The 20512-nt window shown below is 74.1% G+C and carries 19 protein-coding genes; 8 read left to right on the plus strand and 11 right to left on the minus strand.

All coding sequences use genetic code 11. The features are described from left to right. Positions 1–75: 75 nt before the first annotated feature. Positions 76–2097: an MMPL family transporter gene (locus BJP25_RS09105; protein ID WP_075974407.1), complete on the plus strand. Its 2022-nt coding sequence runs from the start codon at positions 76–78 to the stop codon at positions 2095–2097. Here the strand turns inward: BJP25_RS09105 and BJP25_RS09110 are convergent. Beyond that, positions 2056–3114 carry a glycoside hydrolase family 43 protein gene (locus tag BJP25_RS09110; RefSeq protein ID WP_075974408.1) on the minus strand — a complete coding sequence of 353 codons (1059 nt, stop codon included), beginning with the start codon at positions 3112–3114 and terminating at the stop codon, positions 2056–2058. The two genes, BJP25_RS09105 and BJP25_RS09110, sit on opposite strands and share 42 nt — an antisense overlap. Before the next feature lie 184 nt (positions 3115–3298). After that, positions 3299–3703, minus strand: coding sequence for a VOC family protein (locus BJP25_RS09115; protein ID WP_075974773.1), 405 nt, complete (start codon positions 3701–3703; stop codon positions 3299–3301). A gap of 125 nt (positions 3704–3828) precedes the next feature. Here BJP25_RS09115 and BJP25_RS09120 point away from each other — a divergent pair, with 125 nt between their 5' ends. Further along, on the plus strand, positions 3829–4785 hold the full coding sequence (locus tag BJP25_RS09120; RefSeq protein ID WP_075974409.1) for a helix-turn-helix transcriptional regulator: 957 nt from the start codon (positions 3829–3831) through the stop codon (positions 4783–4785). Between the two features lie 40 nt (positions 4786–4825). Here the strand turns inward: BJP25_RS09120 and BJP25_RS09125 are convergent, their stop codons facing one another. The 3 genes from BJP25_RS09125 to BJP25_RS09135 form a co-directional block, all read right to left on the minus strand. Continuing rightward, positions 4826–6232 carry a S8 family peptidase gene (locus BJP25_RS09125; protein ID WP_198943402.1) on the minus strand — a complete coding sequence of 469 codons (1407 nt, stop codon included), beginning with the start codon at positions 6230–6232 and terminating at the stop codon, positions 4826–4828. Positions 6233–6462: 230 nt separating this feature from the next. Beyond that, positions 6463–7419, minus strand: a complete 957-nt coding sequence (locus BJP25_RS09130) for a GlxA family transcriptional regulator (protein WP_075974411.1) — start codon at positions 7417–7419, stop codon at positions 6463–6465. Between the two features lie 7 nt (positions 7420–7426). Continuing rightward, the gene (locus BJP25_RS09135; RefSeq protein ID WP_075974412.1) at positions 7427–7978 is read right to left on the minus strand and encodes a cysteine hydrolase family protein; all 552 of its coding nucleotides are present in this window, start codon (positions 7976–7978) and stop codon (positions 7427–7429) included. Between the two features lie 86 nt (positions 7979–8064). On the opposite strand from BJP25_RS09135, the gene BJP25_RS09140 reads away from it, so the two are divergent. From BJP25_RS09140 to BJP25_RS09150, 3 genes are all read left to right on the plus strand, one after another. Continuing rightward, the gene (locus BJP25_RS09140) at positions 8065–9222 is read left to right on the plus strand and encodes a winged helix DNA-binding domain-containing protein (RefSeq protein ID WP_075974413.1); all 1158 of its coding nucleotides are present in this window, start codon (positions 8065–8067) and stop codon (positions 9220–9222) included. A gap of 121 nt (positions 9223–9343) precedes the next feature. Continuing rightward, a complete protein-coding gene (locus BJP25_RS09145) occupies positions 9344–10840 on the plus strand; it encodes an MFS transporter (protein WP_075974414.1) in 1497 nt (498 codons plus the stop codon). 2 nt (positions 10841–10842) lie between these two features. Further along, the gene (locus tag BJP25_RS09150; RefSeq protein WP_075974415.1) at positions 10843–11427 is read left to right on the plus strand and encodes a TetR/AcrR family transcriptional regulator; all 585 of its coding nucleotides are present in this window, start codon (positions 10843–10845) and stop codon (positions 11425–11427) included. On the opposite strand, the gene BJP25_RS09155 is transcribed toward BJP25_RS09150, so the two are convergent. Then, positions 11419–11964, minus strand: coding sequence for a TetR/AcrR family transcriptional regulator (locus tag BJP25_RS09155; protein ID WP_075974416.1), 546 nt, complete (start codon positions 11962–11964; stop codon positions 11419–11421). The genes BJP25_RS09150 and BJP25_RS09155 overlap by 9 nt on opposite strands. A gap of 63 nt (positions 11965–12027) precedes the next feature. Between BJP25_RS09155 and BJP25_RS09160 the strand changes: the two genes are divergently transcribed. After that, positions 12028–12924, plus strand: coding sequence for an alpha/beta fold hydrolase (locus tag BJP25_RS09160; protein ID WP_143218962.1), 897 nt, complete (start codon positions 12028–12030; stop codon positions 12922–12924). 25 nt (positions 12925–12949) lie between these two features. On the opposite strand, the gene BJP25_RS09165 is transcribed toward BJP25_RS09160, so the two are convergent. From BJP25_RS09165 to BJP25_RS09175, 3 genes are all read right to left on the minus strand, one after another. Beyond that, complete coding sequence (locus BJP25_RS09165; protein WP_084793814.1) at positions 12950–13846, minus strand: alpha/beta hydrolase fold domain-containing protein; 897 nt, start codon at positions 13844–13846, stop codon at positions 12950–12952. A 250-nt stretch (positions 13847–14096) separates the two neighbouring features. Further along, positions 14097–15602 (minus strand): MDR family MFS transporter, encoded by a 1506-nt coding sequence (locus BJP25_RS09170; protein WP_084793815.1) that lies wholly within the window; start codon positions 15600–15602, stop codon positions 14097–14099. 137 nt (positions 15603–15739) lie between these two features. After that, entirely contained in the window at positions 15740–16393 is a 654-nt protein-coding gene (locus BJP25_RS09175; RefSeq protein WP_158075622.1) for a TetR/AcrR family transcriptional regulator, read from the minus strand. Positions 16394–16634: 241 nt separating this feature from the next. On the opposite strand from BJP25_RS09175, the gene BJP25_RS09180 reads away from it, so the two are divergent. Together BJP25_RS09180 and BJP25_RS09185 are read left to right on the plus strand one after the other, a co-directional pair. Continuing rightward, positions 16635–17546, plus strand: coding sequence for an AurF N-oxygenase family protein (locus BJP25_RS09180; protein ID WP_075974418.1), 912 nt, complete (start codon positions 16635–16637; stop codon positions 17544–17546). Between the two features lie 5 nt (positions 17547–17551). Beyond that, positions 17552–19027 (plus strand): FAD-dependent oxidoreductase, encoded by a 1476-nt coding sequence (locus tag BJP25_RS09185; RefSeq protein ID WP_075974419.1) that lies wholly within the window; start codon positions 17552–17554, stop codon positions 19025–19027. Positions 19028–19069: 42 nt separating this feature from the next. Here BJP25_RS09185 and BJP25_RS09190 read toward each other — a convergent pair whose 3' ends face one another. After that, positions 19070–19513, minus strand: a complete 444-nt coding sequence (locus BJP25_RS09190) for an SRPBCC family protein (RefSeq protein ID WP_075974420.1) — start codon at positions 19511–19513, stop codon at positions 19070–19072. Between the two features lie 100 nt (positions 19514–19613). Continuing rightward, a complete protein-coding gene (locus tag BJP25_RS09195) occupies positions 19614–20390 on the minus strand; it encodes an isocitrate lyase/PEP mutase family protein (protein ID WP_075974421.1) in 777 nt (258 codons plus the stop codon). Between the last annotated feature and the right edge of the window lie 122 nt (positions 20391–20512).

The raw sequence follows: 20512 nt of genomic DNA on the forward strand, positions 1-20512 counted from the left end.
CCCCCCGACTTGCACCCCCACCCCCACCCAGCTACATTTCGCCCGTCGAACAATCCGCCGATCGAAGAGGTAGGCATGGGGACGAGACTGCGGTGGCTGCTGCCCGCGCTGCTGGCCGTCGCGTGGTTGGCGTTGGGTGGGGTGTCCGGGTCCTTCGCGGGCAAGCTCAGCTCGGTGGCGGAGAACGACGGCAGCGCGTTCCTGCCCGCGGAATCCGAGTCCGTGGAGGTCTCCGCCCTCCAGCGGCAGCTCGGCGAGGGCAAGTCCATCCCGGCCATCGTGGTGGCTGAGCGGCAGGGTGGCCTCACCGACGCCGACCGGGCGTTCCTCGCCACCCTCGCCAAGGGGTCACCCGTGATCCCCGCCCAGAACGCCGCCGAGGTGTTCGTCCCGCTCGATCCGGCAACCGGTGTCGCGGAGGCGGTCGAGGCGTTGCGGGCGGACATCGCGAGCACCGCACCGGAAGGGCTCACCGCCCTGGTCACCGGTCCTGCCGCGCAAGCCGCTGATCTCGTGGACGCGTTCGGGGGGATCGACGGGCTGCTGCTGCTCGTGGCGGGGGCGGTGGTGGCGCTCATCCTGGTCGTCGTCTACCGCAGTCCGCTGTTGCCGGTCTTCGTGCTCCTGTCGGCGGTGTTCGCGCTCGGGTTGGCGAGCCTCGTCGTCTACCTGTTGGCGGACAACGGTGTCATCGCGTTGAACGGGCAGAGCCAGGGGATCTTGTTCATCCTCGTGTTCGGGGCCGCCACCGACTACGCGCTGCTGCTCGTGGCGCGGTTCCGCGAGGAGTTGCGGGACACCGAGGACAAGTACGCGGCGATCAAGGCCGCGTGGCGGGGGACGGTGGAGCCGATCGCGGCGTCGGCGGGCACGGTCATCCTGGGGGTGCTGTGCCTGCTCCTGTCCGACCTCAACTCGACCCGGGGGCTCGGGCCGGTGGCGGCCATCGGGATCGGGGCGTCGCTGGTGACCACGGTGACGTTCCTGCCCGCGGTGCTGGCGCTCACGGGGCGGGCGGCGTTCTGGCCGTTCCGGCCCGCGTTCGGGTCCGAGCACCCGGAGAAGTCCGGGGTGTGGGCGCGGATCGCGGGTGCGGCGACGCGCAAGCCGCGGGTCGCCTGGGTGTTGAGCGCGCTGGTGCTGGTCGTCGGGGCGGCCTTCCTGCCGCAGCTCAAGGCGGGTGGCACCGACCAGTCCGCGGTGTTCCTCACCGACGTGGAATCCGTGCGGGGTCAGGAAATCCTGTCCCGGTACTTCCCAGGGGGATCGGGGTCCCCGGCCGTCGTCATCACCCCTGAGGCCACTGTGGACCAGGTGACGGCGGCGGCGCGGGTGGACGGGGTGGCCGACGTCCGCCGCGGGGTGGCCCGGGACGGTCTCGCTGAGGTGCAGGTCGTGCTGTCGGACGCGCCCGGGTCCGAAGCGGCGCTGGCGACGGTCGAGCGCCTGCGCGAGGCCGTGCACCCCGCGGGCGCGAAGGTCGGGGGGACGACCGCGACGCTGCTGGACACGCGGGACACCGCCGCGCGCGACCGGCTCGTCATCATCCCCGTGGTGCTGCTGGTGATCTTCCTGCTGCTGGCCCTGCTGCTGCGGGCCCTGCTCGCGCCGCTGCTGCTCATCGGGACCGTGGTGCTGTCCTTCGCGGCCACGATGGGGGTCTCGGCGCTGGTGTTCAACCACGTCCTCGACTTCCCCGGCGCCGACCCCGTGGTGCCGCTGTTCGGGTTCGTCTTCCTGGTGGCGCTGGGGATCGACTACAACATCTTCCTCATGACGCGCGTGCGGGAGGAGGCGAGGTCGGTCGGCACGCGGGCCGGTGCGCCGCGCGCGCTGGTGCTCACCGGCGGGGTGATCACCTCGGCGGGGGTGGTGCTGGCGGCGACGTTCTCCGCGCTGGCGGTGATCCCGATCCTGTTCCTGGCGCAGATCGCGTTCATCGTGGCGTTCGGGGTGCTGCTCGACACGCTGCTGGTGCGGTCGGTGCTGGTGCCCGCGCTGGTGGTCGACCTCGGGCCGCGCACGTGGTGGCCGTCGCGGCTGGACCAGGGCGGGTCACTCGAAGAACTTCAGGCCCCAGCCCGTGTCGGTGGGTGACCCGGGGACGTTCTGCCTGCTGTAGGTGGTGCCGCCCCACCAGGTGAAGCTGCCGGTGTACCAGAAGCGGTTGTCCCAGCTGTACGGCGTGCCCTTGGCGACGGCGTGGTACATGAGCGGGAACGTGGGCCCGGGCGGCGGGCTGGTGGCGATGTCGCCGTCGAGCAGGACGAAGGTGTGGTGGCCGGGGCCGTTGACGTACAGGGTCGGGTCCCAGCCGCCCATCATCGTCGAGCGGTTGGAGCCGAACAGGCAGCCGTTGGACTTGTACCAGTCCCACTCGTAGGTGGGGTCGCCGCCCGCGCGCAGGCGCAGGTCGGCCAGGCAGTACTGGTCGCTCCAGCTGCCGTTCGCGGAGTAGACGACGTGCAGTTGGCCGTTGGGGTCGCGGATGGCCTCGGGCGCCTCGTTGATGAACGGGTTGCCGACCACCCGCTCCCACGGCTCCCGCGGCTGGGAGATGATGAACCGGCCGCCGGTCGGGGTCTGCGGGTCGGACATCCGCGCGATGTAGAGGTTCTGCTCGACGTTGGTGTCGCCCTCCCAGCCGGACCAGACGAAGTAGCGCTGGCCGCCGAAGGTGAACAGGGTGCCGTCGATGGCGAACTTGTCGCCGGGCAGGCGCAGCTGGGTGTGCCCGGAGTAGCCGGAGTCGGGGCTCGCGGAGCTGATGACGTACATCCGGTGCGCCGCGTCGTTGCCCGCCGCGAAGTAGATGTAGTACCGGCCGCTGTCGCGCACCAGTTCCGGCGCCCACACCGACCCCAGGCCGGGGTCGGTCCACACCCGCCGCGGCGCGGCCCCCGCCAGCCCGCCCGGCGAGCCCGCCTGGCGCACCTCGATGCCCCCGCCCGCGGACTGCACCGAGTAGTACGTGCCGCCGACGCGGATCACGCTCGGGTCGGCCGCGCGCAGCCCGGTCGCCCCGGTCGCGCTCACCTCCCCGGCGCTCGCGGGCAGTGCCGCCAGCAGGAGGAAGGCGATCAGCAGGGCGCACAACCGGCGCAGTGGAGCCATCGTCGAACTCCTCGGGACAGGTCCGGTGGACCTTGCCGGGGCGGTGCGGGGCAACGCTTTCGACAAGCCTTCACCGGATGCGGGCGCGTGCTGAAAGTAACACGCGCCCGCGACCCGGGGAAGCGCGCGGCCGGTCCCTCGACCGCGGAGAGGTTCGACGGCGGAACGGGCGAGCCCGCGGGGATCAGCGGTGGCAGACGGCTTCCAGGTTGATCCCGTGCGGGTCGGCGACGAACGCGCCGTGGTAGGTGTCGTGGTACATCGGGTGCTCGCCGGGCGCGTGCAGGGTGGTGGCGCCGTGCGCGAGCGCGGTGTCGTAGAACGCGCGCACCGCCGCCCGGTCGTCCACGGTGAAGGCCAGGTGCATGTTCGAGCCCACCACCCCGCCGTCGATGAGCCAGAAGTACGGCTTGTGCGCCGAGCCGAACGCGTGCATGGCGGGCAGTTCCGGTGAGGCGGGCACCGTCATCGTCGTGCCGATGCCGATGGCGGCGAGCACGGGTTCGTAGAAGGCCACCGCGCGGGCCAGGTCCGGCACCGCGATGTTGAGGTGGTCGATGCGCGATCCGGTGAAGTCGACGTCGTCCATGGCGGGCACTGTGCCCGCCCTTGCGGACAACCGCTGTCCGCGAGGCGCCGGTGCTCCGTTGGGGTGCGCGGCGTGTCGGCCGGGTGGCCCGCACCTCTTCCCGGGTGTGATCACCGGGAGGTGGGATGGGGCTGCTGGAACCCGTGGGCTTCGGGCCCGACGACGACCGGGTGTACCTGGCGCTGCTCGACCGGCGCCGCGGCGGTGCCGCCGACCTCGCGCTGGTGCTGGGCCTGACCGTGACCGCCGTGGGCGCCGCGCTCGACCGGCTGGCCGAGGCGGGGCTGGTCTCGGAGCTGGGCCGGGCGCCCGCGGAGTACGTCGCGGTGCCGCCGGAGGTCGGCGTGACCGCGCTGGTGCACCGGCGGCGCGCGCAACTGGCGGAGGTCCAGGTGGAGGTGGAGCGGATCGCCGACCGGCTGCGCCGCGAGGTCGCCGGCGCGGGGGGCCGGGTGGTGGAGGTGGTCGAGGGCGAGGACGCGGTGGTGGCGGAGGTCTCCCGGGCCCAGGCGCGGGCGCGCTCGGAGGTGCTGGTGGTCGACGCGCCGCCCTACCTCGGCGGGGTGTCCGCGCCCAACCACGCCGAGCTGGGGCTGCTGGCCGACGGCGTGGCGTTCCGCGTCGTCTACGCCCCCGAGGCGCTGGAGAACCCCGCGCAGGCCGAGCACATGCACCGCTGCGTGCTGGCGGGGGAGCAGGCCAGGGTGCTGCCGGGGGTCGCGCGCAAGATGGTGATCGTCGACCGGGAGGTGGCGGTGCTGCCGCTGTCCTACGACGAGCCCGACCCCGCCCGGCGGGTCGTCGTGCGCCGCTCGTCGCTGCTGGACGTGACGCTGTCCTGCTTCGAGGCGCTGTGGGCGGGGGCCTCGCCGGTGTCGGTGCGCGACGGGGCGGGCATCTCCTCGCGCGACCGGCAGCTGCTCACCCTGCTCTCGGCGGGCATGGCCGACCGGTCGATCGCCCGCACGCTGGGGGTGACCGACCGGACGGTGGGGCGCAGGCTCACCGAGCTGATGCGGGTGCTCGGCGCGCAGACCCGGTTCCAGGCCGGGGTCCTCGCCGCCCGGCGGGGGTGGATCTGACGCCGTCCCGGCCGCGGGGGGCCGCGGCCGGGACGGGTGCTCAGCTGACGGCCTGCACCGTCTTCGTCGCGTCCACCAGCCCGGTGCCGCACCCGCCGGTGCAGGTGCCGGGCAGCGGCCGGGTGTTGGCCTTCAGCAGCGACTCCACGGTCGCCGGGGTGAGCGCGGGCTTCTTGGCGACCATGAGCGCCACCAGGCCCGCCACGTGCGGGGCGGCCATGCTGGTGCCCATGTAGGGCTTGTAGGTCTCCGCCGCGGGGGTCGTGGCGCCGGAGTTCAGCGTGGAGAGGATGCCGTTCTCCGGGGTCGTGGTGGTGCCGGAGGCGTCGGTCTCCCGGCGGGTCTCGCCACCCGGGGCGGTCACGTCGATCTTCGCGCCGAAGTTGGAGTAGAAGGCGCGGTTGCCCGCCCGGTTGCTCGCCGCGACGGCCACGACGTTGTTGCAGTTGGCGGGGGTGAAGCCGGAGACGTCGGCGTTGGAGTTGCCCGCCGCGACGACCACCGTGGTGCCCCGGGACACCGCGCCGTTGATGGCGTTCTGGTAGGTCGCCAGGCACGACGACTGCCCGCCCAGGCTCAGGTTGATGACCTTCGCGGGGGTGCGGTTGGCCGGGACGCCGCTGACGGTGCCGCCGGAGGCCCAGGTGATCGCGTCGGCGATGTCGGAGGTCGCGCCGCCGCAGCGGCCCAGCACGCGCACCGGCTGCACCTTCGCGCCGAAGGCGATGCCCGCCACCCCCTTGCCGTTGTTGGTGGCCGCCGCGATCGTGCCCGCGACGTGGGTGCCGTGCCAGCTTGAGGAGTGCGACGGCTGCAGGAAGCACTCGAAGTAGCCCGCCGAGTCACCGGGGTCGGACGGGTCTGCGTCGCGGCCGTTGCCGTCCTTGGCGTTGGAGGCGTCGGAGATGAAGTCGTAGCCCGCCACGACCTGCCCGGCGAGGTCGGAGTGCGCGACGTAGCCCGTGTCGATCACCGCCACGGTGACACCGGTGCCGGTGGTCTGGTCCCACGCGCCTGGCACGTTCATCCCCGCCGTCGGCTCGTACAGGTCCCACTGCTTGCCGTACTCGGTGTCGTTGGGCGCGGCCAGCGGCTGCACGACCAGGTCCGGTTCCACATAGGCCACCGCGGGGTCCGAGCGGTAGGCGGCCATCACCGACGCCACGCTGCTGCCGTCGGCCACCTCGACCAGCGCCGCACCGGTCGAGAGCCTGCGCAGCAGCTTGCCCTGCGCCCGGCTCGACTTGCGGCCCGCGTCCTGCGCGGCGGCGGTGTCGGACACCGCCGCCGCGGCGCCCGCCCGGTACCCCACGATGATCCGGGCGCTCGGCCCGGACTGCGGCTGGGCCGCCGCGGTGGGCGCGGCCACCACGGCCACCGACACGCCCATCGACACTGCCGCCCCGACAGCGGCGGCGAGCACGGCCTTGCTCCGTCTGCGCTTCACGTGTTCAGGTCCTTCCGTCCGGGGAGGGGTCGAACCGTAAGCGCGCCCTCACGCACGGCGACAGTGCCGAACCCGACATTGCGCCGAACCGGACAACCGGCACGGCCCAGACGGCCCGGCTCCCGTGCCCGAAGGGGCAAGCACCAGCCCGCTCGCCACCGTGCCGGACCGTCTTCGCAGAAGCGGGCGGCGCTGTGCCGGGGCAGGCCATGGCGGACCGGGCTGGAAGTTCACCGCCGCTGCCGGGCCGGGGACGATGCCGGGCGGGGCGAGGGGGCGGGCGGCGGGGGGCGATGTCTCAACCTGCGGAGCATCCTGGCGTCCTCGAAGCCCACGGCGCGGGCAGCGGCCTCGGCCGTCGCGCCGTGGGCCATGAGGTGCTCGGCGCGCTCGACGCGCAGGGCCTGCTGGTAGCGCAGGGGTGTCATGCCCGTGGCCTTGGTGAACAGGCGGGTGACGGTGCGCTCGCTGCACGCGGCCAGGGCGGCGAGCTCGGCCAGCGGCAGGCGCTCGGACAGGCGGGACTCGATGGTGTCCTGGATGCGGTGGACGGCCTCGCTGAGGTGGGAGCGGTGCCGCAGCAGGGCGCTGTGCTGCTGCTCGTCGCCGTTGCGCCGGGCGTAGACGACCATGGCGCGGGCGATGCGGGCGGCGGGGGCCGGGCCGTGGCGGGTGGCGACCAGGTGCAGGGCCAGGTCGATGCCGCTGGCGATGCCCGCCGAGGTCACCACCGGCCCGTCGACCACGTACAGCACGTCCGGCACGACCGTGGCCGCCGGGTAGCGGCGGGCGAGGTCGTCCTGGAGTTCGTGGTGGGTGGTGCAGCGCCTCCCGTCGAGCAGTCCCGCCCGGCCCAGCGCGTCGGCGCCCGCGCACACGCTCGCCACCGTCCCGCCCGCGGCGTGGTGCGCCCGCAGCCAGTCCAGCGCCCGCTGCCCCAGCGGGGTGGCGCGCAGCCGTCCGCCGACCCGCCACCCCGGTACCACCACGAGGTCGTCCGGGTCGGTGCTCGGCAGGTCCGCCGCGCGCACCACCAGGCCCTGCGCGGTGGGCACGTCGGGCTGCTCGGCGGCGTGCACCAGTTCGTAGGGCAGGCCCAGGTCGGCGGCCCCGGAGAACACCTGCGCGGGACCGGCGAGGTCGAGCAGGTGGACCCCGGGTGCCAAGAGGAACACCACACGGCTCACGATCCGGTCACGCTACCCCGGTGATCTCCGCGACCGTCGCGATGGTGGCGAAGCGCCCCGCGAGGGCGTACTCGGTGCGCTCGACCAGCTCGGCGGTGCCGAGCACGGCACCGGTGCGCCAGTGCGGCAGCGGGGTGGTGGCGGTCGCGTCGGTGACGAAGGTGATGCCGAAGCCGAGGTCCGAGCCCACCCGGGCGGTCGTCTCGCAGCACTGCTCGGTCCTGATCCCGCACACCCGCAGGTCGCGGGTGCCGCGCGCGGTGAGCAACTGCTGGAGGTTGGTGGTGGTGAAGGCGTTGTGGGAGGTCTTGTGCAGCAGCGGTTCGCCGTCGGTGGGGGACAGGCCCTCGATGAGCCGCACGTGCCCCGAGGCGGGGTCGAACGCGGTGCCGCTGCCCGGCTCGCTGTGCAGCACCCACACGACCAGGTCGCCCTCGGCGCGGGCGTGCTCGACCAGCGCGCCCACCTGCCCCACTACCCCCGGGTTCGACACCTGGGCCCAGTCGGGCCGCTGGCGGAAGGACTCCTGCACGTCGATGACGACGAGTGCGCTGCTCATGCCACCAGCCTGTCCCGGCGACCGCCGCGCGACCAGGGCGCGGCACGCCGTCCCGCGGAACGATCCGGTCATGGCAGGATGGCCCGGTGCGGCACGTGAGCGACGACGAACGACGCGCCCGCCTGGCCACCCGGCAGGCGCTGGCGCCCGCGAGCCGCCTGGGCTCCCCGGAGGCCGTGGCGGCGGCGATGACGGCGCTGCACGCCACCGAACCCCCGACCGTCCACCTGTCCTGCTGGGCGCGGGTGCCGGGGTTCGAGATCGCCGACGTCGACCGGGCGCTGCACCGGGACAAGACCCTGGTGAAGCAGTTGGCGATGCGCCGCACGCTGTTCGCCTTCCCCCGCGACCTGCTGCCCGCGGTCTGGGCGAGCGCGTCCGCGCGCGTCGCGGGCCAGGAGCGGGCCAAGATCGCCAAGGAGGTGCTGGCCGCCGGGCTCACCACCGACGCCGACGCCTGGGTGGACCGCGCCCGCGAGCAGGTGCTCGCCGTGCTCTCCGACGCCCCGGGCGGCTTGCAGGCCGCCGAGCTGCGCGCGGCCGTGCCGATGATCGACCAGCGGACCGGGCACTCGACCGGCGGCACCTACCTGGCCACCAACGTGATCGTGTACCTGGGCGCCCGCGGGGACGTCGTGCGCGGCCTCAACAGCGGCGGCTGGCGGGTCTCGCGTCCACAGTGGACCACCAACGCGCACTGGCTGGGCGCGCCACCGCCCGGGGTGGGCGCCGCGCAGGGGTACCGGGAGCTGGTCGGGCGCTGGCTGCGCACCTTCGGGCCCGGCACGGAGGACGACGTCGTGTGGTGGTTGGGCGCCACCAAGGCGATCGTGCGCGCGGCGCTGGCCGACCTCGACGCGGTGCGGGTGTCGCTCGACGGCGGCGGCACCGGGTGGCTGCTGCCCGACGACCTCGACGAGGTGGCCGACCCCGGGCACTGGGTGGCGCTGCTGCCGACCCTCGACCCGACGGTGATGGGCTGGCGCGGCCGCGACTTCTACCTGGGCCCGCACGGGCCGCAGCTGTTCGACCGCGCGGGCAACGCGGTCACCACGGCCTGGGTCGACGGGCGCATCGTCGGCTGCTGGGTGCAGGACGAGGCGGGCGTGGTGCGCGTGCGGCTGCTGGCGGACGTGCCCGCCGCCGCGCGCCGGGAGCTGGACGCCGAAGCCGCCCGGCTGACGGAGTGGCTGGGCGGCGAGCGGGTGACGATCCGCTACCGCGCCCCCGCCGTCCTGGGCTGACCTGCCGCGGTCCACGAACGCCGATACCTGCTGGTCAACGGGGTCCCGCCAGGGTGACGCCGGTCCCACTGGCGGCATCAGGATTGCGAAACTGTACCGGCTGGACGGTACAGTGAGCGTAATGAGCGTGGTGGAGGACGGCGTCCGGGTGGGGCGCGGGAGGTGGGCGGCGCTGGCCGTGCTGGTCGGTGCCGTGCTGCTGCTGGCGATCGACGGGACGGTGCTCTACCTGGCCGTGCCGTCGCTGGCGCGGGACCTGGCGCCCAGCGCCGCCGAGGTGCTGTGGATCGGGGACGTCTACTCGCTGGCCCTGGCGGGCCTGCTGGTGGTGGCGGGCACCCTGGCCGACCGGTTCGGGCGCAAGCGGACCCTGCTGCTGGGCACCGCCGCGTTCGGCGCCGCCTCGGTGCTGGCCGCGTTCGCGCCGACGGCCGAGGTGCTCATCGCCGCCCGGCTGCTGCTCGGGGTCGCCGGGGCGACGGTGATGCCGTCCACGCTGTCGATCATCCGCACCCTGTTCCCGGACGCCCGCGAGCGCACCCGCGCGATCGCGGTGTGGTCGGCGGCGTCCGCGGGCGGGGTGGCGCTGGGCCCGGTCGTCGGCGGGCTGCTGCTGGAGCGCTTCTGGTGGGGATCGGTGTTCCTGGTGAACGTGCCGGTGGTGCTGGTGTTCCTGGTGGCGGGCGCGGTGCTGCTGCCGGAGTCGCGCGACCCGCGGCCGGGGCGGTTCGACCTGCCCTCCGCCGCGCTGTCGATGGCCGCGGTCGTGCCGCTGGTCTACGCGGTCAAGCACGCGGTGTCCGCGGGCCCGGACGCGCGGGCGCTGTTCGCCGCGGCGGTGGGCCTGGGCTGCGGCGCGCTGTTCGCGCGCAGGCAGCGGCGGCTGGACTCGCCCATGATCGACGTGCGGCTGTTCGCCAACCCGGCGTTCAGCGGTGCCGTCGTCGCCGGGTTCGTGGCGATCTTCGCCCTCGTCGGCACGCTGTTCTTCTTCTCCCAGTACCTGCAACTGGTGCGCGGGTTCGGCCCGCTGGCGGCCGGGCTGGCGGAGCTGCCCGCCACCCTCGCCTCGATCGCGGTCATCGCCCTGGTCGGCGTGCTCACCGCCCGGTTGGGGCGCGGCCGGACCGTCGGCGCCGCGCTGCTGACGACCGCGCTGGGCCTGGTGCTCGTGGCCGTGGCGGAGGGCGCCGAGGACTACCTGTGGCTGGGGCTGGCGCTCGTGCCGATGGGGCTGGGCGTGGGGCTGGCGCTCACGGTGACCGTCGACGCGGTGGTCTCCGCCGTCGCCCCGGAGCGGGCCGGGTCGGCCTCGGCGGTGTCGGAGACGGCCTACGAGCTGGGCACGGCCCTGGGGATCGCGGTGCTCGGCTCGGTGGTGACCCTGCTCTACCGGTCGATGCTGCCCGCCTCGGTGACCGACGCGGCCACCCGCGACTCGCTCGCCACCGCGGTCGCGGCGGGGCACGCCGACGTCGCGCGCGTGGCGTTCACCGGGGCCATGCAGGTCACGGCCCTGATCGCGGCCGCCATCACCGCCGCGGGCGCCCTCATCGCCTGGCGCGCGATCCCCTCCGGTAAGAACACCGGTGCACGCACGGGTGAGGTGGAGGGCTGAGCATGCCGCGCAAGGCCGGTCGGTCGCCGGAGGACACGCGCCGCGCCCTGATGACCGCCGCCGCGGCGGCCATCCGCACCGGCGGCCTGTCGGTGCCCCTCGGCGGCATCGCGACCGCGGCGGGGGTGTCCAAGGGCGGGTTGCTCTACCACTTCCCGACCAAGGACAGCCTGGTGCTGGCGCTGGCCCAGGAGTCCGTGGACACCTTCCGCGCGGAGGTGCTCGCCGCGGTCGACCCGGACGACACCGCGCCGGGCAGGCTGTGCCGGGCCTACGTCCGCGCCTGCCTCGACACCCTCGACGACGACCAGGCCGTGCGCAACAACCTGGCCCTGGTCGCCCAGCTGCTCACCGACCCCGCCGTGGCGGACCTGCTGGCGGCCGACGCCCGGCGCTGGAACGCCGACCTGGCCGCCGACGGCCTGCCGAGGCCGATCCTGGACCTGGTCGTCGCCGCCGCCGACGGGGCCTCGGTCGCCCCCATCTGGGCGGCGACCCTCCAGCCGGGCCCGCTGGTGGGCCTGCGCCGGGTGCTGCTGGCCCTGACCAGCGACGAGGCGCTGTGGGAGCGGTTGGGGTCAGCCTGACAGCCGGGCCAAGTGGCGGTCCACCAGGGCGAGCGCCCCGGCGGGGGAGTGGTGGCCCAGCAGGACGGCGTCCGACAGGCCGGTGACGACGGCCAAGAGCAGGTCGGCCTCGGCGCCCGGGTCGGGGCAGCCGGGGTGCTCGGCGGCCAGCAGCGCTGTGAGCACCGAGCGCAGTTCGGCGTACCCAGCGCGGAAGCGCTGCGCGATCTCCTCGTCCTTGAGCGCGCGCACCAGGAACGCGGTGGCCACCAGCGCGTCCGAGCGCGCGGTGGCGTCCAGGGGGAGCAGGGAGACCAGCAGCGAGCGCAGGTCGGTGGGGGCGGCCCGGTCGCGCACCTGGTCGCGCAGGGTCGCCGTGGCGTGCCGCAGCATGGCGTCCTTGGTGGGGAAGTAGTGCTGCACCAGGCCCTTGGAGATGCCCGCCTCGGCGGCGACCTCGCCCAGGCTCACGCCCTCCAGGCCGCGGTCGGCGGCGATGCGCCGGACCGCCGCGGAGATCAGCCGCCTGCGTTCCTCGTGGTCCACCCGCTTCGGCACGGCGGCAGCGTATCGCGATACGAGCGGATTGCGAAAACCGACGCATCGCGATACGTTCGTATCGTGAAAAAGACGGGCGCACTCGGCCGCTTCACCTCCGAGCGGGCCCGCGCCGACTACGACGCCGCCTACCAGCGGGGGTTGGACGCGCTGCCCGCCCCGGACGAGGTGGTCGACGTGGGCACGGGGTTCGGCACCGTGCGCTGCTACCGCTTCGGCGCGCCGGGGCCGAACCCGGTGCTGCTGCTGCCGGGACGGGCCGGGGGGGTCGTGATGTGGGAGCCGAACCTGCCCGCCTTCGCGGGCAGCCGCCCGGTCTACGCGCTCGACCTGCTCGGCGAACCGGGGCGCAGCGTGCAGACCGCGCCGGTGCGGACCGCCGCCGACCAGGCGGCTTGGCTGGTGGACGTGCTGGAGCGGTTGGACCTGCGGGGAGCCCACCTGCTCGGGTACAGCTTCGGCGGGTGGCTGGCCGCCAACCTCGCCCTGCGCGCCCCCGAGCGCTTGGCCTCGTTGGTGCTCGTCGACCCGGTGCAGACCTTCGCCCGGTTCCCCGTCCAGCTGCTGCTGCGCAGCGCGCTCAGCGTGCTCCCGGTCGTCCAGCGGTGGGGGCGGCCCGCGTTCCTGCGGTGGATCGCGGGCGGCGCCGAGGTCGAGCCGGGCGACCCGGTGGCGACCGTGATCAACGAGGGCATCCGCACCTACCGCATCGCACTGCCCACCCCGGTGCCGTTCACCGACGAGCAGTTGCGCGGCCTCGCGGTTCCCGCGCTCGCCCTGATCGCGGGGCGCAGCGTCCTGCACGATGCCCGCCGGGCCGCGGCGAGGGCGGAGCGGTTCGGGGTGCGCGCGGAGGTCTGGGAGACCGCGACACACGCCATCGCGGGGGAACGCGCCGACGAGGTCAACACCAGGGTCCTCGCCTTTTGGTCCGAAGTGGAGGCCTCGCGCCGGGGGTGACCGCGCTGCGCGCAGGTGCGGCCGACTACGCCGAGACCGCGTCCGACACCTTGCCCGCGAGGTAGGAGTAGGCGGCGTGCACGAGGCCGGGGGAGGCGCCGGTCTGGTCGTAGCCGTGGTCGACCCCGGGCACGTCGTGGTGGTCGACCAGGGCCCCGACCTCCGCGAGCCGGGCCGCGTAGGTGACCGCCTCGGCGCGCAGCAGGTCCTGCTCGGCGGTGATCACCACCGCGGGCGCGATCCCGGTGAGGTCCTCGACGTCGGCGCCCCAGGCGGGGGAGACCAGCGGGTCGCGCCGCCGGGCCGGGTCGGGGACGTAGGCGGTGTCGAACACCTCCGACATCCACGGCCGCAGCATCGGCCGGGTCCCGGGCGGCACCGGCTTGTCCCGAGCCGGGGTCGCCAGGTCCAGCGGCGGGTAGTGCAGCACCTGCAACGCGAGGTCGGGGCCGCCCGCGCGCAGCGCCAACCGGGCCGCGGCCGCCGCCAGCGACCCGCCCGCGCTCTGCCCGCCCACGCAGACGCCCAAGCCCGCCCACTCGCGCTCGGGCTCCGCCGCCCACACCGCGGCGTCGTAGAGCTGCTCGCAGGGTGCGGGGAAGCGGTGCCCCGGCGCCAGGACGTAGTCGACGTTCACCACCACCACACCGGTGTGCTCGGCCAGGAACCGGCACAGGGCGTCATCCATGTCCGGCTTGCCCAGGACGAAGCCACCACCGTGGGCGTTGACGTAGGCACCGCCTGGGCGCCCCGGCGGGTGGTACAGCGTCGCGGGCAGCGGGCCGTGCCGGGTGGGGATCGTCGTCCCGGTGGTGCGGCGGGGGATCTCGGGGAACAGCGCACGGGGCGTGGCGCGGCGCGCGCCCGCGGCGAGCACCCGGGCCACGACGTCGGCGACGGGGCGGCGGGACAGCAGGGACATCGGCGTCCTCACTTCGTCCGGACGTGAGCCGCGGAGTCGGGCTCGGAGTCGTCGAGCAGCCGCACCGCCGGGCTCTGCACACCGGGGATCCTAGACAGCTGTCACGCGAGGTCCCAGACCTCGGCACGGCTCCACGATCCCCCCGCCGCACTGAGGTGCAGGGACGACCACGACCCCGGCGCGGTGGCGCGGGGCCGTGGTCACGAGGGGACGCCCGACCGCGTGGATGTCCCCGGGTGGACGCGGGAGGTCAGACGGTGACCTCCCCGACCTCCCCGACCTTGCCGACCTCACCCTCGGTGTCCACGGCTCCCGCGTTCGGCGCCGGGCGCTTGGGCACGGCCAGGACGGCGACCGCCACCGCGGCCAGGGCGATGCACCCGGCCACCACGAAGCCCAGGCGCAGGCCCGCCATGTCCGGGATGCCGGTGTCCGAGGCGCTGCCCAGGGTGGCCAGGCTGACGAACACCGCGCTGCCGAACGCACCCGCCACCTGCTGCAGGGTGGACAGGATGGCGCTGCCGTGGGAGTAGAGGTGGTCGCTGAGCGAGCTGAGCGAGTCGGTCATCAGCGGGGTGATCATCAGCGCGATGCCGATCATGAGGACGGTGTGGATGCCGATCACCGCCACCAGCGGCGAGCCCGGGCCGAGCAGGGCGAACAGCCACAGCGCCGCGGCCAGCGCGATCGACCCGGGGATGATCAGGGTGCGGGCGCCGAGGCGGTCGTAGAGCCTGCCCACCGGCCTGCCGAGCAGGCCCATCGCCAGCCCGCCGGGCAGCATCGCCAGACCGGTGACGAACGTGCTCTCGCCCAGCACCGTCTGCAGGTACAGCGGCACCATGATCGCCGCGGCGCCCAGCAGGGCCATGAACAGCAGCGCCGAGAGCACCACGCCCACCACGAACGTGCGGTGGGTGAACGGCCGCAGGTCGAGCAGCGCCCGGTCGTCGCGCTGCAGGCGCAGCTGCCGCCAGGTGAACAGCACCAGGGCCAGCACGCCGAGCGCGATCGGCGCCCACGGCGGCAGCACCGGGTCGCCGTGCGCGGACTCGCCGATGGCCGCCAGGCCGAACAGCACACCGCTGAACCCGATGGCCGAGAGCACCACCGAGAGCACGTCCAGCGGGATCACCCGGGACCCCGACTCCAGCCGCATCAGCCGCACGCCCGCGGCCAGCGCCGCCAGCGCCAGCGGCAGCACGAACCAGAACATCCACCGCCAGCCCAGCGAGGACAGCACGGCGCCGCCGATCGTCGGGCCGATGGCGGGCGCCACCGCGATGACGATGGAGATGGTGCCCATCGTCGCGCCGCGCCGGTCGACCGGCACCAGCCGCATCACCGAGGTCATCAGCAGCGGGATCATCATCGCGGTGCCCGAGGCCTGCACGACCCGGCCCGCCAGCAGCACGGCGAAGCCCGGGGCCAGCGCGCTGATCAGGGTGCCCAGGCTGAACAGCGCCAGCGAGGCGGTGAACACCTGGCGGGCGGTGAACCGCTCCAGCAGGTAACCGGTGGTCGGGATGACCACCGCCATGGTCAGCAGGAAGCCGCTGGTCAGCCACTGCACCGTGGTGGCGGTGACGCGCAGCTCCACGGTCAGGTCGCGCAGCGCGACGCTCATGATGGTCTCGTTGAGGACCATCACGAAGGCGGACAGCACCAGGGTCCCGATGAGCAGCACGGTGGCCCGGGGCATCGGCCCCGGTGGCGCCACCGGCGCGTCGGCGTTCGTGCTCGGGTCGGCGTTCATGCGGTCGTGTCTCCTCAGGGGCTCCCACCGCGGCGCGGCACGGGTGCGCGGTCGCGGGGGTGTGGTCAGTGTGGGCCGGGGTGGCCGCTGCGTCGCGGGTCCGGCGGTCGGGCTGGTGGTCTACCCGGTGGCGGGCGTCATGCCGCGCCCCCGCGCGGCGCGACCCGGTCGACCGCGTCGACCAGGGGTGTCGGGCTGGTCGCGCACAGGCCGTCGACCAGGATGTCCAGGTGCCGGTGGGCGGTGACGTCGACGCCCGTGGCGCTCGTCCCCGGCAGCGGCCTGCTCAGCTTGCACAGGCCGAGGAACACGTCCTCGACCCGCGCGTCCCCGCGCAGCCGCCCGAGCCGCTGGCCCCGCTCCAGCAGCCGCCCCAGCGCGGCCACCAGCCGGTCGTTGGCCGCGGCGAACTCCGCCGCGCACACCGGCGGGGGCTCGCCCGCCGCGGACCCGACCGCGCTGACGCGGCCGTCGGCGGCCCGGTGCAGCACGGCCCGCAGGGCCGCCACCGGGTCGGCGCCCGCGTCGGCGGCCAGCTCCTCGGCGGTGTCGGCGGTGCGCACCGCCGCGGCGAGGACCAGGTCCCGGATCAGCGCCTCCCGGGACGGGAAGTGCCGGTACACCGTCGCGTTGCCCACCCCGGCACGCTTGGCGATCCGGTCCAGCGGTGCGCCGACGCCCTCCTCCAGGACGACGTCGAGCGCGGCGGCGAGGATGCGCTCGTGGTTGCGCGCGGCGTCGGACCGCCTGCGCTGCGCGGTGCCGGTCGGGTTCTCGGGCACGCCCGCCACGACCATCCCCTCCCCCCTTGGTTCGAGCGATGCAGTTCGAGCGATGTGGTCCGAGCGATCTCGCGTGAACGATCTCGCGAGCCACCTCGCGAAGCGGGGACTGGCTCCCCGCTTGTGCATCCCAGCATAGCCAGGGGGGCCGACAAAACCGGTTTTCCGCCCCCCGCGCCCTCTGGTGTGACCCGGGGTTACATGTTACCTTTGGTAATAGTGAATCGGAGTCACAGGTGAGGAGGCGGTCGTGACCAGCATCGATGAGCAGCGCAGCCCGGCGGGTGACGCACGCGCGGAGACCGCGCGGCGATTGCTGGACTCGGCGCAGAAGCTCTCGTACGACCCCCTGCGGGAGGTCGACTGGGAGACCCCGCTGGACACGTCGTACCACGGGATGAGCCCGGAGTGGAGCACCCTCTACGGCACCCCGTACTGGGCGGAGCTGACCGAGGACCAGCGCAAGGCGCTGACCAGGCAGGAGGCCGCCTCGGTCGCCAGCACCGGCATCTGGTTCGAGATGATCCTGCAGCAGATGGTGCTGCGCGACTTCTACGCCAAGGACCCGACCGACCCGGCGTTCCAGTGGGCGCTGACCGAGATCGCCGACGAGTGCAGGCACTCGATCATGTTCGCCCGCGGCGCCGCGAAGCTGGGCGCGCCCGCCTACCGGCCGCAGCGGCTGGTGGTGGAGCTGGGCCGGATCTTCGCCGCGACCGCCAACGGCGAGGCCGCCTACGCCGCCATCCTGGTCGCCGAGGAGGTGCTGGACGTGATGCAGCGGGCCAGCATGCGCGACGAGCGGGTGGTGCCCTTCGTGCGCACGATCAACAACATCCACGTGGTCGAGGAGTCCCGGCACATGAAGTTCGCCAGGGCCGAGACCAAGGAGCGGCTGCAGGAGGCCGGTCGGGTGCGCCGCGAGGCGAACGCCCTGGTCATCTCGATCGTCTCCTACTTCATCGTCAGCAGCATGATCAACAAGGACGTCTACGCCGCCGCGGGCCTCGACGCCAAGCGGGCGCTGCGCGAGGCCAAGCGCAACGAGCACCACCGCTCGGTGCTGCGGTCGAGCTGCGCGGGCCTGATGGAGTTCCTCGACTCCTGCGGCCTGCTGACCAAGCCCGCCCTGCGGTTCTACCGCCGCGCCAACCTCGTCTGACGGCCATGGCGTTCGCGATCACCCAGGCGTGCTGCAACGACGCCACCTGCGTGTCGGTGTGCCCGGTCAACTGCATCCACCCGACCCCGGACGAGCCGGACTTCGCCACCGCGGAGATGCTCTACGTCGACCCGGCCACCTGCATCGACTGCGGCGCGTGCTCCGACGCCTGCCCGGTCGACGCGATCCACCCGATCGACGAGCTGACCGGGGCGCTGGCGGCCTACGCCGACATCAACGCCGCCTACTACGCCGACCGGGCCCGCCCGGTGGTCGACGGGCCGAACTTCCACGCCTGGTCCCAGCCGACCTTCGCCCACGACATCCCCAGCGACATGCCCGCGCTGGACGTGGCGGTGGTCGGCACCGGCCCGGCGGGCATGTACGCGGTGCAGGACCTGGTCCTGCACACCAGCGCCTCGGTCACGCTGTTCGACCGGCACCCCGTGCCGGGCGGGCTGGTGCGCTTCGGCGTGGCGCCGGACCACCCGTCCACCAAGATGATCGGCGAGACCTTCGCCCGCTTCCACGACCACCCCCGCGTCCGGCTGCGCTTGGGCGTGGAGGTGGGCGAGGACGTGAGCCTGGACGAGCTGCGCTCCCGGCACGACGCGGTCATCTACGCCGTCGGCGCGGCGTCCGCGCGCAGGCTGGGCATCCCGGGGGAGGACCTGCCCGGCAGCACCACCGCGACGACGGTGGTGGGCTGGTACAACGGCCACCCCGACGTCCCCGCCGACGTGGTGGACCTGTCCGCCGAGCGCGTCGTCATCGTCGGCACCGGCAACGTGGCGCTGGACGTGGCCCGCATCCTCACCGCCGACCCGGCGGAGCTGGCGGGCACGAGCATCGCCCCGCACGCGCTGGCCCGGCTGCGCTCCAGCAAGGTCCGCGAGGTCGTGCTGGTCGCCCGCCGCGGCCCGGCGACCGCCGCCTACACCGCGCCGGAGCTGCTGGCGCTCACCGCGCGCCCGGACGTCGACCTGGTGGTCGACGACCACGACCCCCAGGTGGGGCAGGCGATCGACGAGGGCACCGGCAAGGCGGGCGTGCTGCGCGGGGTCACCCGCGAGGCCGTGGACTGGTCGGTGCCGCCGCGCGGCGACCGCAAGCGGATCGTGCTCAGCTTCCACCGCCCGCCGGAGGCCATCACCGGCGAGACGGGGGTGCGCGGGCTGCTCGCGGGCGGGGTGGAGATCGCGACCGGGCAGGTCATCAGCGCCATCGGCTACAAGGGGACGCCGGTCGCGGAGCTGCCCTTCGACGACCTCACCGGCACGGTGCCGAACACCGCGGGCCGGGTGGAGGGGCTCCCCGGCGTGTACGTGGTGGGGTGGATCAAGCGCGGGCCCTCCGGCGGCATCGGGGCCAACCGCACGTGCGCGCAGGAGACGGTGGCGTCGCTGCTGTCCGACGTCACCTCCGGCGCGCTGCCGGTCCGGGCCCGCCGCCGCTTCGCGTCGGTCCTGCGCAGGCGCTGACGGGGCGCCCTGGCCCGGGGACCCGGGCCAGGGCGCGACCGGTCAGGCGTGGACGGCACCGAGGACGCGCTTCAAGCTGTCCTCGGTGTCGCTGCCCACCTTCTCGAACACGGCCTTGGCGATCGGCGAGGCGAGCTTGGCCGCGCCGTGGAACTCGATCGTCGCCTGGTAGGTGATCCGCGTCGTGCCCGCTGCCTCGCCCTCGGCGAGGGTGATCTCGTCGGTGGACGTCGCCGTCTTGTTGCGGCCCACGAACCGGATCAGCTCCGGCGTCAGCTCCTCCAGCTCGTAGACCAGCTCGGTCTCCACGCCCGCGATCTTCGACGTGTTGTGCCAGCGCGCGCCCACGCGCACCGGGCCGGACTCCATCCGCTCGCAGGACTCCGTGCCCGGGTCCCACTCCACGGCGTTGGAGAAGTCGCTGAGGTAGGCGCCCACCTCCGGCAGCGGCTTGGCGACGGTGAACGTTCGGCTTACCTGGACCATGGGCTCCTCCGCTCTCGGTGTTCCCCACGGCGGTACCCGACGGGCGCGGACCGCACACCACCGCCGAACCGGACGCGGGCGCCCGGACCCGGCCGCGAACTCAGTTCAGCGGGCGGGTGCCCGCGGGGATGCCACCGCCGGTGTGCACCGACTCCACCAGCTCGGCCAGCGCCGTCAGCGCGACCTGCTGCGACAGCGGGCCGAAGGACACCCTGGCCACCCCGAGCTGCTGGAGCTCGGTCAGCGGGGGAGTGCCCGGGATGCCGATGGTGGTGAGCTTCTGCGGGCCGAAGGCGTCGACGAGCACGCGCACCTGCTCGGTGGTGAGCCTGCCCGGCACGAACACCACCGGGGCGCCCGCGTCGAGGTAGGCCTTGCCGCGCTCGACGGCCTCCGCGAGCAGCGCGTCGGGGTCGCCGTCGCGGTTCTTGACGAACACGTCGGTGCGGGCGTTGAGCACGAAGTCCGGGACACCGGCGTCGGCCGCGGCCTTCACCACGGCCGCCACCTGCGCTGCGGCCTCGGGCAGCGGCTTGAGCTGGTCCTCCAGGTTCGCGCCGACGACACCGACGTCGATGGCCCGGCGGATGGTCTCCGGGGCGTCGCCGTAGCCGCCCTCCAGGTCGGCGGTGACCGGCAGCGCCGTCGCGGCCACGATCCGGCCGACCTCGGCGATCATCTCCGCCACCGGGATGTTCTCCCCGTCCGGGTAGCCCCGGCTCGCGGCGATGGAGTGGCTGGCGGTGGCCAGCGCGGTGGTGCCGGGGACGTCCGCGACCACCTTGGCGCTGATGACGTCCCACACGTTCACCACCGTGAGCAGGGCGGGTTCCTGGTGCAGGCGCAGCAGCTGCTGGGCGAGGTCGTTCGACGGCATGCGTGAGCTCCTATCGGTGCGGTGTGCCACGCCTGCATACCCGAACCCGCGAGCGGGCGAAACCACACGCGGGGGTGCCCGCGCCCGCTTCCCGGTGGGCGGGATACTGGTGCCGCTCGACG

The organism is Actinokineospora bangkokensis (assembly GCF_001940455.1).
GTDB lineage: Bacteria > Actinomycetota > Actinomycetes > Mycobacteriales > Pseudonocardiaceae > Actinokineospora > Actinokineospora bangkokensis.